The 14,814-nt window shown below is 37.0% G+C and carries 14 protein-coding genes, 1 pseudogene and 1 riboswitch; of the genes and pseudogenes, 7 read left to right on the forward strand and 8 right to left on the reverse strand.

The annotated features are described in order from the left end of the window. The first annotated feature begins 1 nt into the window (after nucleotide 1). From C9J36_RS11260 to C9J36_RS17420, 7 genes and pseudogenes are all read left to right on the forward strand, one after another. Entirely contained in the window at nucleotides 2-844 is an 843-nt protein-coding gene (locus C9J36_RS11260) for a DUF4430 domain-containing protein (protein ID WP_201261938.1), read from the forward strand. Next, nucleotides 844-1,725: an energy-coupling factor transporter transmembrane component T gene (locus C9J36_RS11265; RefSeq protein ID WP_066166773.1), complete on the forward strand. Its 882-nt coding sequence runs from the start codon at nucleotides 844-846 to the stop codon at nucleotides 1,723-1,725. Before C9J36_RS11260 ends, C9J36_RS11265 begins: the two co-directional genes overlap by 1 nt. Then, on the forward strand, nucleotides 1,698-3,350 hold the full coding sequence (locus C9J36_RS11270) for an ABC transporter ATP-binding protein (protein ID WP_107943186.1): 1,653 nt from the start codon (nucleotides 1,698-1,700) through the stop codon (nucleotides 3,348-3,350). Before C9J36_RS11265 ends, C9J36_RS11270 begins: the two co-directional genes overlap by 28 nt. After that, entirely contained in the window at nucleotides 3,329-4,030 is a 702-nt protein-coding gene (locus C9J36_RS11275) for an ECF transporter S component (protein WP_066166777.1), read from the forward strand. Before C9J36_RS11270 ends, C9J36_RS11275 begins: the two co-directional genes overlap by 22 nt. Before the next feature lie 205 nt (nucleotides 4,031-4,235). After that, a riboswitch (cobalamin riboswitch) is annotated at nucleotides 4,236-4,419 on the forward strand. Nucleotides 4,420-4,583: 164 nt separating this feature from the next. Next, complete coding sequence (locus C9J36_RS11280) at nucleotides 4,584-4,868, forward strand: precorrin-6A/cobalt-precorrin-6A reductase (RefSeq protein WP_066166780.1); 285 nt, start codon at nucleotides 4,584-4,586, stop codon at nucleotides 4,866-4,868. A gap of 379 nt (nucleotides 4,869-5,247) precedes the next feature. After that, nucleotides 5,248-5,472, forward strand: a pseudogene (locus C9J36_RS17415) ((4Fe-4S)-binding protein); the annotation flags it as partial. 18 nt (nucleotides 5,473-5,490) lie between these two features. Further along, on the forward strand, nucleotides 5,491-5,766 hold the full coding sequence (locus C9J36_RS17420; RefSeq protein ID WP_201261943.1) for a GNAT family N-acetyltransferase: 276 nt from the start codon (nucleotides 5,491-5,493) through the stop codon (nucleotides 5,764-5,766). 155 nt (nucleotides 5,767-5,921) lie between these two features. Here the strand turns inward: C9J36_RS17420 and C9J36_RS11290 are convergent, their stop codons facing one another. The 8 genes from C9J36_RS11290 to C9J36_RS11325 are packed head-to-tail and all read right to left on the reverse strand — an operon-like array spanning nucleotide 5,922 to nucleotide 14,808. Next, the gene (locus C9J36_RS11290) at nucleotides 5,922-6,893 is read right to left on the reverse strand and encodes an ABC transporter ATP-binding protein (RefSeq protein WP_066166786.1); all 972 of its coding nucleotides are present in this window, start codon (nucleotides 6,891-6,893) and stop codon (nucleotides 5,922-5,924) included. Beyond that, the gene (locus tag C9J36_RS11295) at nucleotides 6,877-7,878 is read right to left on the reverse strand and encodes an ABC transporter ATP-binding protein (protein ID WP_107943188.1); all 1,002 of its coding nucleotides are present in this window, start codon (nucleotides 7,876-7,878) and stop codon (nucleotides 6,877-6,879) included. Before C9J36_RS11295 ends, C9J36_RS11290 begins: the two co-directional genes overlap by 17 nt. A 30-nt stretch (nucleotides 7,879-7,908) precedes the next feature. Further along, nucleotides 7,909-9,216: an aspartate aminotransferase family protein gene (locus C9J36_RS11300; protein ID WP_066166791.1), complete on the reverse strand. Its 1,308-nt coding sequence runs from the start codon at nucleotides 9,214-9,216 to the stop codon at nucleotides 7,909-7,911. 14 nt (nucleotides 9,217-9,230) lie between these two features. Next, nucleotides 9,231-10,427: a hypothetical protein gene (locus C9J36_RS11305; protein ID WP_107943189.1), complete on the reverse strand. Its 1,197-nt coding sequence runs from the start codon at nucleotides 10,425-10,427 to the stop codon at nucleotides 9,231-9,233. Continuing rightward, on the reverse strand, nucleotides 10,420-11,346 hold the full coding sequence (locus C9J36_RS11310; RefSeq protein ID WP_107943190.1) for a succinylglutamate desuccinylase/aspartoacylase family protein: 927 nt from the start codon (nucleotides 11,344-11,346) through the stop codon (nucleotides 10,420-10,422). The genes C9J36_RS11305 and C9J36_RS11310 overlap by 8 nt, the downstream gene beginning before the upstream one ends. 22 nt (nucleotides 11,347-11,368) lie before the next feature. After that, nucleotides 11,369-12,205 (reverse strand): nickel transporter permease, encoded by an 837-nt coding sequence (nikC, locus tag C9J36_RS11315; protein ID WP_066166800.1) that lies wholly within the window; start codon nucleotides 12,203-12,205, stop codon nucleotides 11,369-11,371. A gap of 14 nt (nucleotides 12,206-12,219) precedes the next feature. Continuing rightward, entirely contained in the window at nucleotides 12,220-13,197 is a 978-nt protein-coding gene (locus tag C9J36_RS11320; RefSeq protein WP_107943191.1) for an ABC transporter permease, read from the reverse strand. Nucleotides 13,198-13,224: 27 nt separating this feature from the next. Further along, complete coding sequence (locus C9J36_RS11325) at nucleotides 13,225-14,808, reverse strand: ABC transporter substrate-binding protein (RefSeq protein ID WP_082799030.1); 1,584 nt, start codon at nucleotides 14,806-14,808, stop codon at nucleotides 13,225-13,227. Nucleotides 14,809-14,814 lie beyond the last annotated feature (6 nt).

Below are 14,814 nucleotides of genomic sequence, written 5' to 3' on the forward strand. Positions count from 1 at the left end.
TATGAAAAAAACGTTACAATTCATACTCGTATCATTGCTAGCTTTTATTTTAATAGCTTGTAATATTCAAACAGTGGAGCAATTCGAGCAGATGCAGGAGCAGGAGCGGAGCGTTAATTCCCCTGCTCCGGTTGAAAAACAGGAGCCAGCTCCGCAGTCAGAAGAAGAGCCTTCACCACAAAACGAGGAGCTAGCAACACAGCAAGAAACAGAGGCAATTGGACAGCAGGAAGTTGGAACCAAACAAGAGATTGAAACGAAGCAAGAAATTGAAAAACAACAGGAAATCATAAAACCTACAACACCTAAAAGTGAGCAGCAAAAAGTTGATACTAAACCAACAGCTAACACAGCAACTACACCAACAGAAAAGCCAAAGCAACAAGAAACAGAGCAGCAACAGAAGCCGGTGCCTCAAAAGCGCACTGTCACAATCGCCATTCGAGTGGATACATTGCTAAAGCATTGGGATATGTTAGACCCAGCCCTCCAAAGTGAGCAATACGTTCCGAAAGATGGCATCATTTTAAAGCAAACTACATATGAGCTGTTATCTGAGAAGGATACTGTTTGGGACGTGCTAAAGCGTGCAACAAAGGAGCATAAAATTCAAATGGAATACCAAGGAGCTAACGAAAACATTTATAGCAGTGTCTATGTAGAAGGCATTAACCATTTATATGAATTTAGCGCTGGCGAATTAAGTGGCTGGATGTATCAAGTAAATGGTGTCTATCCAAATTATGGATGTAGCCAATATGTATTAAAGGATGGAGATGTGATTGAATGGAACTATACAGTCGATTTAGGACGCGACTTAGGGCATTATTGGGATGGTAATTGATGAAGGCATTTGAAACATTTCATCCAATCGTCCTCTTTTCCTTTTTTGTCGCTGCCATTGGCTTATCTATGTTTTTTATGCACCCAATCTATTTAGCGATAACTATTTTTTCAGCCATTAGCTTAAATATTGCTTTACGGAGACAGCTTTTTTTTAAAGATTGGAAGCTCTACGTCCCTCTATTTTTTTTAATGGCTATTATCAATCCTTTAATTAGCCATAATGGGCAGCTCGTCCTACTCTATATAAATGGCAATGCACTTACAGTAGAGGCCATTATGTATGGGATTGCCATTGCCACTATGATTGTAGCGGTTATGCTTTGGTTTAGTTGCTATAATGCAGTGATTACATCTGACAAGTTTATTTATTTGTTCGGAAAAGTGGCGCCAGCCTTATCTCTCACACTGTCGATTTCATTACGCCTAGTTCCGCGTTTTCGCCATCAGCTAGCACAAATCGTACAAGCGCAAAAAGTTATTGGCATGGACTATACGGCTGGCTCATTTTGGCATCGCATCAAATGTACTGTGCGTATAATATCTATTTTAATTACTTGGGCATTGGATAATGCTATTGATACTGCTGATTCTATGAAGGCGCGTGGCTACGGAATAAAAAAACGAACTGCCTTTTCACTTTTTATTTTTGAACGGCGCGATGGCTTCGTCTTGGCACTTATTCTATTGCTTTTTCTGAGTAATCTAGCCGCAAGCTTCATCGGCACAACATCTTTTTATTTTTATCCAACATTTGGAGCAATTAAATGGGATAGTGGAAGTATTTTATTTTATAGTAGCTATTTCCTTCTACTTTCCATTCCATTAGCAATCGAAATCTGGGGGGCATTAAAATGGCGTTCATTAAAATCGACAATATGAGCTTTACATACCCTAATGAAGCACATTCTGTATTAAAAAATATTAATCTAACAATTGAGCAAGGAGAGTTTATAGTACTTATCGGTCAATCAGGCTGCGGAAAAAGTACATTGCTGCGCCATTTTAAGCGAGAGTTGCGCCCACACGGAAATAAGACAGGAACTATTTTCTACAAAGGCTGTGATATACAGCAGCTAGATGCAGAAGTTGCTGCTGCTGATATTGGCTATGTGTCCCAGCATCCCGATAATCAAATTGTGACAGATAAAGTATGGCATGAACTTGCCTTTGGATTAGAGAGCCTCGGCCTCGACTCACCAACAATTCGTCGTAGAGTAGCTGAGATGGCTAATTTTTTCGGCATCCATAAATGGTTTCATCAAAAAACAACAGCGCTCTCTGGGGGGCAAAAACAGCTCTTAAACTTAGCAGCAATTATGGTCATGCAGCCAAAATTATTGCTGCTTGATGAGCCAACATCACAATTAGACCCAATAGCTGCCTTGGAATTTATTCAAACATTGCATCGCTTAAATAAAGAATTAGGCATTACAATTATTTTAATTGAGCATCGTTTAGAAGAAGTGTTACCACTTGCCGACCGAGTATTTATTATGGATGAGGGCAGCATTTTATTCGACGGTCCACCAAAGGCAATTTTAAAGAAGCTACCAGCGAATCATGCGATGCTGACGGCACTGCCGACCGCAATGAAGATTTTCCATCTACTTAACGGAATAGGGCCCGTCCCTCTTACAATCCGCGAGGGACAACGCTGGCTTAGCAACCAGCAATTCACCGTTGCCTCATCGCATTTGCTAGCAACAACAGAAAAAAATACAGCAAATATTGTATTGGAGGCAAAGGATGTTGCCTTTCGCTACGAAAAAAATGGTTTAGATATTGTCCAGCATTTTAATCTACAAGTAAGAGAATGTGAGTTTTTAACAATTATCGGTGGTAATGGCACTGGGAAATCTACAGTGCTTGCTATTTTAGCAGGACTCCAAAAGCCTTATCGTGGCAAATTATTATTATTTAATAAAGCTTTAAAAAGCTACAGCAACAAAGAATTGTATCAGCAATATTTAACTTTATTACCGCAGGACCCAAAATCATTATTTGTACAAAAAACAGTTCGCCAAGAGCTAGATGATATGGCTTATCTACATAAAATAGAAGAGAAAAAAATACAAGAGACGATTCAATTATTTAACTTAACACATTTGCTTCATCGACATCCGTATGATTTAAGCGGTGGGGAACAGCAAAAATTAGCACTTGCAAAGCTTTTATTAATGGAACCTAAAATTCTGCTACTAGATGAACCGACAAAAGGACTAGATGCACATGCAAAAGAAGAACTCGCGAAAATAATAAAGGATTTACAAGTAAAAGGTATGACCATTATTATGGTGACACATGATATTGAATTTTCTGCCCAATATAGCAGTAGATGTGCCTTGTTTTTTGATGGCAATATCGTATCAGAGGATGAGCCGCGCGCGTTTTATAGTGGAAACAGCTTTTATACAACGGCTGCCCATCGAATAACAAGAGAACAATTGAGCAATGCCATTACATGTGAGGATGTCGTTACTTTATGTCAAAAAACATTCGTTTAATCATCTCTCTATTTGTCATCCTAGTGTTAATTCCTCTTACTTTATATGCGGGTATTACATTATTTGCTGATAGGAAATATTATTTTATTTCAATTGTCATTATAATTTTAGCATCTGTTCCCTTTTTTCTGTCATTTGAACGGAGAAAGCCTCAGCCGCGCGAAATTTTAGTAATAGCCGTAATGTCTGCTATTTCAGTGGCGGGTCGAGCGTTATTTGTCATTACCCCCGGCTTCAAGCCGGTCGCTGCAATCACAGCGATTACAGGTTTTTCACTTGGAGCGGAGGCAGGTTTTTTAACAGGAGCCATTTCTGCATTAGTATCAAATATGTTTTTTGGACAGGGTCCTTGGACGCCATTTCAAATGTTTATGTGGGGAATGATTGGCTTTATAGCAGGTTTGCTCGGTAAAACAGGTATCATGCATAAAAAAATTCCTCTTATTTTATTCGGTATTTTTGCAGGCGTTTTCTTTTCCTTCGGTATGGACATTTGGGGAACGATTTCCATGTACGGTGTTTTCAGCTGGGAAGCTTATGTACTTGCGTTAACTTCCGCTGTACCATTTATGATTGTTTATGCTGTTTCCAATGTGATTTTTTTATTATTATTAGAAAAGCCTATAAGGGAAAAACTCGAGCGTATTAAAAATAAATATGGCGTATTGGCTGCCAAATAAGCCCAATTGAAAAATGAGAATGAGTTAGGCTTACTTTCATGCTAGTTGAAATAGAAGTGACAAGTGCCCTCATAAACCTTCTAACGAAAATACATTAGTTGGAGGAAATGCGCCAACCGTAATGGAAATCAGCGCTTTCTTAGACATAGCCCTAAAATAAAATAGTTGAAATCTAGCTAAAATATGTTATCGTAAAATCATAATCGAATATGATGGTTAAATGAGTGCTTAGCAATGCTGAGGTAAAAGGGAAATTAGTGAGAAGCTAATGCAGCCCCCGCTACTGTAAGTGCAGATGAAATCACGAAAATCACTGTTCAAGCGAATGGGAAGATGTGAAAGTAAAAAGAAGCACGAGCCAGGAAACCTGCTCGTTTAATTAGTCACTTGCTTTTCGGAGGGAGAAGTGTAGGCGAGACATCAAATGTAAGGAATGTGTATATACGAATATATACGCACTTTTTAAACATGGAATCTCATAGCCTGTATCTCTTCACTTTTAGAGATACAGCTTTTTTATTTTTAAGCACGTTAGACCATGAGGAGGGCTCATATGATTTTATTTATAGAAGGAATAAATGAAACTCGAGAATTAGCTGTCACTTTACAACAACAAGGGCACACTCTTATCACAAAAGGTACTTGCCTGGCTGGCACCTTTTTAATTAGCGATTTATCAGTTAATGAAATAGTTGATATGATTACACAACACGAGATTACTTGTGTTGTCGATGCTAGTCATCCCTTTGCTGAAGAAGCATCAAAAACAGCTATGGAAGCTGCTATCAATTGCGGAGTATCCTATGTGCGTTATGAACAACCTCAATTGCTTATGTAATCAATTACAATGTGACGCAATTGATTGTTAGTTGAACCAATCGGGCTTTTACGGGCAGTTAATCTCTCACTTATCCTTTAGCGTATTTTCACTTAAATCTTGCAGTGGCCGTCTTACTGCCCGTTAATGCGGGATAAAGTGAACCTTCAATCCGTGGATGCTTTTCTCCACGGATTGTTAGTTGAACCACTCGGGCATTTACGGGCAGTTAATCTCCCACTTATCCTTAGCATATTTTCACATAAGTTTTGAAGTGGGCGTCTTACTGCCCGTTAATGCGGGATAAACTATAAGTGATATTTTTCATTGCCATCTTTTAATGTTTTAAGTAAGATAAAAACACACTTTCATATTACATTATAAGGGAGGATGGGTGAAAATGAGTGAACAACAATTATTAAACGCTGGTTATCGTAAATATAGTGGAGAAAAAATCGACGTTTTTTACTCAAAGGATTTATGTGAGCATGTTGGGAACTGTGTTAAAGGGAGCATTGATGTGTTCAATCCAAAAAGAAAACCGTGGGTACTAGTAGATGCTAAATCTGCTGATGAGGTAGCTCGTATTATTGACACATGCCCAACAAAGGCGTTGCAATATGTCTTTAGGAAGGAAGCAATTATGGAAATTACTATTGATGAAAAACGAGTTATCGCTACAAAAGATGGTGTAGAACTTGGCGAGATGACATTCGTCAATTCCAACGATAAGTTTTATATTATTGACCATACGGGTGTTTATGATGCTGCACGTGGGTTAGGTGTCGGTAAAAAAATGGTACAGGCATTTGTTGAACATGCACGCACAAACAATATAAAGATACTTCCATTATGCCCATTCGCTAAAGCTGAGTTTGAAAAAAATCACGAGAGCTATGCGGATGTCTTGCATTCTTAATGTAGTAACGGCTCCGCATGCTTCTTCTGTGAAGAATGCGAAGCCGTAGCAAAGTGATATTGCTTTCCACGACAAAAAGAAGGTGTCTCAAAATAGCTTTTCAAACACCCTCTTTCTGTATATAAAATTCCATTGATTATAGGCTCACTTTATTATCAAGAATGTAAGTGACACGCTACTGCCCTTGAGTCATTTGTAAATTGTAGTTGTGGCTGCTCCGTTTTGCATTTTTCCATTGCAAATGGGCAGCGAGTATGAAAGTGGCAGCCAGTTGGTGGTGATGTTGGACTTGGCAAATCTCCTTTTATAATGATGCGCTCTTTACTTTTTTCCTCTGTTACTTGAGGTACTGCTGAGATAAGCGCCTCTGTATAAGGATGTAAAGGTTTGGAAAATATCGTTTCAGTATCGCCAATTTCTACAATTCTCCCTAAATACATAACCATTATTCGGTCTGCTATATATTGAACAACAGAAAGGTCATGCGTGATAAACATATAGGTTAAATCATATTCCTCTTGTAAATCCTTCAGTAAATTTAATATTTGAGCTTGGACAGATATATCGAGTGCTGAAACAGGTTCATCTGCAATAATTAACTTCGGATTTAAGACAAGCGCTCTAGCTATCCCGATACGCTGACGTTGACCGCCACTGAATTCATGTGGGTATCGCGATAAATAGGATTCGTCTAACCCCACATCTTTCATAATGTTTTTAATAATTTTTTGCCGTTCCTGCTTTGTTCCAATTTTATGAACAATTAATGGCTCTAATAAGGTTCTCTCAATCGTCCATCTAGGATTTAAGCTTGCGTAAGGGTCTTGGAAAATCATTTGCATACTGCGACGTACTTCCTTTAATTTTGGTCCTTTGCAATTCATTAAAGACTTGCCCTCAAGCAAAATATCACCTGTTGTAGCTTCTAATAATTGAATAATGACTTTAGCTAAAGTTGATTTTCCGCAGCCACTTTCACCAACAATCCCTAATGTTTCGCCTTTTTTAATATGAAAATCGACATTATCAACAGCCTTTACAACTGTAGCACCCGCTTTGTTTTTTTTCATCGGATAATATTTTTTGAGCTCTTTTACATTTAGTATTACTTCATCCTTGATTTCCATTCGTACTCACCGCCTCGTTTTCATATAACCAACAAGCAACGCTCGTCTGATTTTCTTGAGTTATTAATTCAGGTGGTACTTCATGACATTTTTTCATTGCTTGTGGACAACGATCCGCAAATCTACAGCCTTTAGACCAATTTCCCGGTCTTGGCACGTTTCCTTTAATATACGATAATCGTGCTTGTCCAGCTGCTGTTGTTGGTAAAGATGCTAATAATCCTTGTGTATAAGGATGTAAAGGCTTATGCAATACATCCTTAACCTTACCTATTTCTACAATGCGCCCAGCATACATAACCGCTACACGATCACAGGATTCATGTACAACACCTAAATCATGTGTGATTAACATCAATGCCATATTATTATTTGCCTGAATTTCTTTAATTAAATCTATAATTTGTGCTTGTATCGTAACATCTAAAGCGGTAGTCGGTTCATCTGCTATAAGTAATTTAGGCTTGCATATAATTGCCATAGCAATCATAATTCTTTGACGCATACCGCCTGATAACTGGTGAGGATAGTTTTTTACGATTTCTTCAGGTCTTGATATGCCGACTTGTTTAATTAATTGAATAATTTCTTCTTTTCGCTCTGATTTATTTAATTTCGTATGAATTTTTAATACTTCTTCGATTTGTTTCCCTATTTTCATTACAGGATTTAAAGCAGTCATAGGTTCTTGGAAGATCATCGACAACTCAACAGCTCGTATTTTTTTATATTTTTTTCGTGTTAATTGGCTTAAATCATATTGCTCCGCAAAGCATAATGTATCAGCCTGTATTGTTAGCGGTTTTTTTATTAAACCCATAATCGAAAGCGCTGTTAATGACTTACCACATCCACTCTCACCAACAATGCCTATCGATTCTCGTTCATATATATCAAATGAAATCCCATCAACAATATTCACTTTGTCCTTCTCTTTATGAAATGAAGTTGACAAATTATTTACCTCTAATACTTTTTGTGTCAATTGAATCCCTCCTCACCTTCATAGCACTGTTTAAATTTTTGCTACTTGTTTCAATGCCTTTTCCATTGCTGCCTCAAGTATCGTTAGCTCCTTATCCTCATGTGCCAATGAAATAGCGTGATGAGACAATGGCTTTGCTAAGCAGTACAATTGGTCGCCCTGCATTGATTGAATAAAAGCGATGTATTGCTCTGCATTCCCATGTGCAGCCTCACGATAATTTGTTGGCTTCTCTTTTGTAAAATACCAATGAATATGCCCACCCTTTCCAACCATATGCGCATCAATGTTTAGCTCGCTTGCCTTAGAATTAAAGAATTTGATTAATCTTTCTGTACGTTCATCCAACTTTTGTAATACATTTTCTTCTTCATATACTTCGAAAAATGCTAAAGCTGCTGCTAAAGAAGATTGATGACCATTGTATGTTCCAACAAACGCATAACCGCCTGGTTTCGCCTCCGCAATTTGCATAATTTCTTTTTTACCAGCTACCGCTGATAATGGAAAACCATTTGCAATTGCTTTACCAAAAGTTGATAAATCAGGCGTCACACCAATTCTTTTTTGATAGCCGCCTTCTGATTCCCTAAAGCCTGTTAATAGCTCATCGAAAATAAGAACAATATTGTATTTTGTACATAGTTCTCTTACAGCCTTTAAAAATTCAATATTTCCAGATATATAGCCTATATCAATTAATGTTGGCTCTAACACAAGCGCAGCTAAACGCTCATGATTTTCCTCAATAATTTTTTGTGTTGCTTCAATATTATTAAAAGGAATCACAACTGTACTTTCTACAATTTTTTGATTTAAGCCTGTCGAGCCTGGTAACGGATTTGGTTTATCTGCTTCTCCCGCCTGTGATAAATCTGCCCAAGTGCTGACATTGACTACATCACTCCAACCATTATACGCGCCTTCCACAACAGCTACATCTTGCTTATTTGTGTAAGAGCGAGCCATCATAATTGCATGTAGCACCGCCTCCGTACCTGTATTTGAAAATCTAACTTGCTCAGCAGTTGGCACAAACTCTAAAAACTTTTTAGCTACCTTTACTGATAATGGTGTTTCAACCCCTGTAATAATGCCGGATTCTAAATTGGCATGATATTTCTCCATAAATTTCTTATGATTATGCCCTAAAATAATTGCACCATTGCCTAACACAATATCTAGATATTCATTGCCATCTAAATCCGTTAAGTATGCACCATTTCCCTTTTTATAATATGTAGGATGTGGTGCAACAAAACGACTATTTGAATTCACGCCACTTGGTGAATAATTCCTCATTTCCTCATACATTTTACGCGATAATTGTAAGCTCATCAAAATCTCTCCTATCAAAATATTTTTAACTCATCAGCAGTTAGCATGTTTTCATATAATAAGTGATAAAAATCTTGTTTTTCCTCTATGGGAACACTTTGTACGATAGGTAGTAGACTTTCTAACCCTCGATAATAAGAATAAATAAAAGGCCCTCTAATAAAATCCTCAATAAACGATATTCTCGATTTAATCCAATTTTCTTGTCCAAAAGCTTGGCTGGCTAAATAATTAGCAACCTCTGATTTATCTAGCTGTAATTCATTTAATAGATAGCTTGCATTTAATGTCGTACACATCTTTAATTGCTGAGCTGTTTTTGCAATTTCATCATGTTCATTTTCATCCCAGCCTAAAAAGATTTGACCACAATCTGCAATTCCTTCAAAAATAGGGCTGGATGCAGAGTTTGTAATAACTAAGCTAGCATCTAATGGGATTTTTCCGCATTTGACAGCCTGTTCTCTTTTATACATATGTGTGAAATGCCCTGGAAACACTTCATGCGTCACTAAATGCTTTAAATCCTCATATGTGTAGTGATAGTCAGCATTAATAAGCATTTCGCGTGATTTATAATCTGCATATGCGGAAAATGGTACATCTTTTACAAGCTTTGGCTTTGCTTCAATGCTATGAATATCATCGAACATTTTGCGACTTACATCCTCTTTGGCGGTTTGTATTAAATTTGTTAAAACAGCTAGCATATCATCTGTTTCAACTTTTCTGTCTTCAAACCATTTTTTATACATTTGCTGCACTGTGCCGCTATAGCCTGCTGCTTTCAATTGGGCTTCAAGCCTTTGCTGAATTCTATTTATTTTCCACCCTGCTACAGGATTTGAGTCTACAAATAATAAGTTTCTTACTATGTTGCGAAATGAATGCGCCTTGCCCTCTAAATAGCGAATATAGTACATCATTCCATTTATTTGCTTTGCCATATATTCACGTCTTAATTCATTTTGAATATTATTCAATCGACTATAAAGCGACCTATAATCCTCTAAAATATGTGCAAAGCTGCCGTATTGATAGACTTGTGATTCAACAAGCTGTACAGGTACTAGCCCCTCTGTTTTCAAAAAACCATTTTGGCTACTGTTTTGTGTTTTTTTATAAAACTCATCTAGACCTAATGTGATTTTCACGAATTCCTCTGATAATTCAAAATCCTCGTCGCAATAAGTGATGGTCATTTTAGTCATTTTCCTTCGACTCCATATTCCCAAGCATCCATCCATAATCACCCGAATTAACCGTTCCAACATAGCCACGCATTAATATCATCACATTTTTTTCAAATGGTGCTTTAATCGTTTCTAGTAGCTCAAATGTTTTAGGGTTATAAATTTCTGCAATTGTTTGCTGCCCTTCGATAATTTTATTTACATAGCTAAAATCAAAAGCGGGTACTAGCATCCCTCCCTGAGTTGGTCGGATACTAGCAATTTCAGTTAATACAACTTGATTTTCTACTGTTTTCAATTCCCCATCTATTACTTTTAAATAAACTAATTGATTAATAATTCCTTCTACACCACGTGCAATATCCTTTTCGTAGTTAGGTCCCCCACCAATTTCAATTGTGACAGAAGGTATATTTAATTCTGTCGTTACGGTAGCAGTTGTGCCTTCATAGCTTACTGCTGGTCTATATAAATAAGGAGATAAAAAGGCTTTTGATAAACCTTCATCATTATGAATGTAGACATAATCGACAATCGGGATTTTACCACCAGCATGAATATCAATAAATGCATCTATTTTTTCTAATATTTCCTTTGTAAACTTAAAAGCAAGTTGGTCTGTAATCCAGCCTTTTTCATCACCAGGGAAAACACGATTTAAATTATTCATATCGAGTGGTGTATTGCGTGTAACACTTTCAAATGCAAGTTGGTTAACGATTGGGATAAGCCATACTTGCCCCTTTAGCTCATAGTTCTCTAACTCCTTTGCTACACGGCGAATGATTTCTGCACCAATTAACTCATCTCCATGCACAGCACCAGAAATAGCAACAATTGGGCCTTCAACTGTACCTTTATATTTATGAACTCCAAATGTCACCTTCTCACCATTTGATAAATGTGTGATTTCGATTTCTTCATATGTTTTTTTCATTGCTATTCTCCTCTTCCATTTGTTATTTTTCTAGTTTATTGTCAGTTAAATCGCGAATGCCATCACCTAATAGGTTGAAGCCTAACACTGTAATGATAATAGCTAATCCCGGATACAATGACAGATGGGCTGTTTCGCGAATATATTTCATTCCAAATGCCAACGTCCAACCCCAGCTGGCTTCAGGTGGTTCTATACCTAAACCTAAAAAACTAAGAGTAGCTTCAGATACAATAGCAACACCTAAGCCTAAAGTAGCTATTACAATAATTGATGACATTGTATTAGGTAAAATATTGTAAAAAATAATTCTAAAATTGGATGACCCAATTGTTTTAGCAGCCTGTACAAATTCTTCTTCTTTAATCGAGAGGACATTCCCCCTCACAACTCGAGCATAATTTGTCCAATAAACGAGTCCAATTGCTATAATTACGTTTTCAATACCTGGTCCTAATGCAGCGACTAATGCAATTGCTAAAAGCACTACAGGAAACGACAGGAAAATATCAACAATTCTCATAAAGAAGGCATCAATCCAGCCACCATAATAACCTGCTATCAAGCCAATCGCTACTCCAATTAGCATCGAAATAGCTACTGAACTTATGCCAACGATTAATGATACTCTCGCACCGTAAATAATTCGTGTTAATAAATCTCTGCCATATTGATCTGTTCCAAGAAGATGACCTTTTTCTCCTGGCTTCAATAATATTTCATTCATATTCATTTCATATGGATCATGTGTAGCTATCAAAGGAGCAAAAATTGCACATAGCACTAGCAATATAACGATTGTGCCCCCAATTACTATGGACTTATTTTTTAAAATTCTCTTTATGTCAACGCCATTCAAAATTGTCCCCTCCTTTATGAACGGATCCGAGGATTGATTAGGGTATAAAGTACATCTACGATTAAGTTAATAATTGCGAATAAAAACGCAATGACCAATACACCGCCTTGTACGACCGTAAAATCTCGTTGACTTATCGCTGTAATAATAAGTCGTCCTACTCCTGGCCATGCAAAAATCGTTTCTGTTACGATTGCGCCCCCTAGCAAATTACCAAATTGTAAGCCAATAATTGTGACAATAGGGATTAAAGCGTTTCTAAATGCATGTTTTAAAATAATAATGCTGTCTGAAACCCCTTTTGCATCTGCGGTGCGAACATAGTCCATCTGTAATACTTCCAGCATCGCAGCTCGCACCATCCGAGTAATAAAAGCAGCGCTCATTAAGCCAAGTGCGAGAGCAGGTAAAATTAAATACTTCAAGCTTTCGAAAATATAATATAAATTGCCCGTCGTTATTGTTTTTAGCAATGCCTCAACAACTGGGTCCCCCCTGCCGAACGAAGGAAGTATATTCAGGTGAATAGAAAAGCCTAATATCAATAATAAACCTAGCCAAAACACCGGCATCGACACTCCGATTTGAGCGAAAATCATTCCTAAATAATCAATCCAAGTGCCCCTTTTCACTGCTGATAAAATTCCTATCGGTATTGCGATAAGTAGCGCTATAATTAACGCTACTATCGCTAGTTCTAACGTTGCAGGAAGGGTAGATAAAACAATGTCCACTACCGACTCATTTTGAATATAGGATTTTCCTAAATCCCCTTGAACAACGCCAGCTATATACTTCGTTAGCTGCTCTAAATAGCTAGCATTGAGCCCCATTTGTTCTTTAAAACGATTAATTTCCTCTTGTGTCGCATCTTGTCCTAATAAAGTAACAGCTGGGTCACCGGGAATTAAATAAAGCAGGGAAAATACTAAAATTGTTATACCTAGTAGTACTAAAATAAGCTGCAGAAGCTTGTTCATTATTTTTTTCATATTTATTCCCTCTCCTCTGCAGTAAAATTAATTTTCAACTTGTACATTAACCATGCTATAGAAGCTTCCATTTGGTGAAGATTCAAAGCCAATTAATTTCTTCGAATGAATAACAACATAGCCTTGATATAGTAAAACGTTATAAGCTACTTCTTCATTAACAATTGTTGCGACTTCTTTATAAATCTCTTTTCGTTTCGCTTGCTCGCTATTTTCTCGACCTTCTTCTAGCAATGCATCGACTTTAGGATTATTATATTTCCCATAGTTGTTACCACTTGATGAATGGAATTGATTGTACGTAGCACGGTCAGGGTCAAATAAATTTAACCAACCTAATAAAGCAACTTCATATTTACCTTCCATCATATTATTGCTAAATGTTGACCATTCTGTAGTTGTTACCCTTGTTTTAATGCCGTTTTTAGAAAATTCATTTTGCAAATACTCCACTACTTGAATTCGATTTGGGTCCTCCGTATGCGTAGCAAGCTCAATTTCTAAATTAACGCCATTTTTATCAACAATGCCATCACCATTTGTATCCTCATAACCCGCTTCTTTTAATAATTCCTTCGCTTTTTCCGGGCTATATTCAAAATCGGGTACATCATCGCTATATGCCCAAGACGATGGCACTAATGGTGATTTTGCAGGCTTGTCCATTCCACGATAAATCGCTGATGAAATCGTTTCTTTATCAATAAGATGTGAGATAGCTTGTCTAACTTTCAAATCAGCTGTTTTTTCATTTTTCATATTAAAGTTTAAATAAGTGTAGCCAACGCCTTCTTTTTCTTCAGTAATGAAATCATTATTCCCTCTCATGCGCTCGACATCGGATGCTGAAAGCGGCGAGTGAATAAAATCTATATCCCCCGATTCTAGTGAGGCTACTCGAGTAGAGTTATCAGGAATAATAAAGTAAGTTAATTTTTCTGTTTTAGGTGTGCCAGCGTAATATTCTTTATTCGCTGTTAAAACAATTTTGCTATTTTTATCCCAGCTATCGAATTTATATGGACCTGTACCAATAGGCTTCGTAATTAATGATTCACTATCCACTTCAGCAATATGTTTTGGCACAATGCCTATTTCTAAATAACTAAGTAATGGTGCGTAGGCTTGTGATAAATTAAATTGCACCTTATAATCATCTACTATTTCAACTGATTTAATCGGTGAAAATAACGCTAAAGAATTTGATTGGAAGGCTGGGTCAAGAATTGTATCAAATGTATATTTCACATCTTCGGCTGTTAATACTTCACCATCATGGAACTTCACGCCTTCTCTTAAATTAAAAATCCATGTTAGCTCATCAGGATTTTCCCAACTTTCAGCTAAATCTGGTGTTGGCTCTAAATTTGTATTCAGACGAATTAAACCGTTATATACAACTTCAGTTACACGCTTACTAGATGAGTCGCTTGCTAATCTAGTATCTAATTTTGTTGCATCGACATCTAAACCAATTTTTATTTCATTTTTAAAGCTAGTTCCCCCATTTTCTGAAGAAGTATTTTCTTCAGGATTACTAAAGCTACATGCTGCTAATACAGCAACTGCAAATAACATCACAAACAATAATTTAACTTTCTCTTTCATCATTTTTCC

Origin of the sequence: Metasolibacillus fluoroglycofenilyticus (assembly GCF_003049645.1) — a bacterium.
GTDB classification, from domain to species: domain Bacteria; phylum Bacillota; class Bacilli; order Bacillales_A; family Planococcaceae; genus Metasolibacillus; species Metasolibacillus fluoroglycofenilyticus.